We start from the raw sequence: 367 nt of genomic DNA, 5'->3' as shown, positions 1-367 counted from the left end.
TCGGGTTCGACATCGACCCCGAGGAGGCGGCCGAGTACGGGACGTCGAGCAACCCGCGCGGGACGGGGTTCGGGCTCGCGATCGTCCGCGAGATCGCGGCCGCCCACGGCTGGGAATTCGGCGTAACCGACGAGGACGGCGCGCGGTTCGAGTTCCGAACCGACGGTTGAGGGGAGCGGACGCGCTGGGACCGACGGTGTATATAAAACGGTCGTGGACGTGCGGGATCGGCGCACACCCGGGCCACGGTTATGCACGACTCGACCGTTTGTACCGGGTATGAACGAAGGCACCCGCGAGCTTCTCGAGCCGCTCCCGCCGAGCGCCAAACTGGTCTACTACGTCCTCGACGAGGAGGGCCGGTTCG

Annotated in this window: 1 protein-coding gene and 1 pseudogene; both read left to right on the top strand. The window is 67.8% G+C overall.

Going from position 1 to position 367, the window contains the following annotated elements:
* Positions 1–170: HAMP domain-containing histidine kinase (locus ACP96_RS18965; protein WP_161785371.1), on the top strand; the 170-nt coding region annotated here is incomplete at its 5' end.
* A gap of 109 nt (positions 171–279) precedes the next feature.
* Positions 280–367: pseudogene (locus tag ACP96_RS19825) on the top strand (ArsR family transcriptional regulator); the annotation flags it as partial.

It is taken from the genome of Halorubrum halophilum, from assembly GCF_000739595.1.
Classification (GTDB): Archaea; Halobacteriota; Halobacteria; order Halobacteriales; family Haloferacaceae; genus Halorubrum; species Halorubrum halophilum.
The sequence above is the reverse complement of the archived record's forward strand: the minus strand, read 5'-3'. Positions and strand labels throughout refer to the sequence as shown.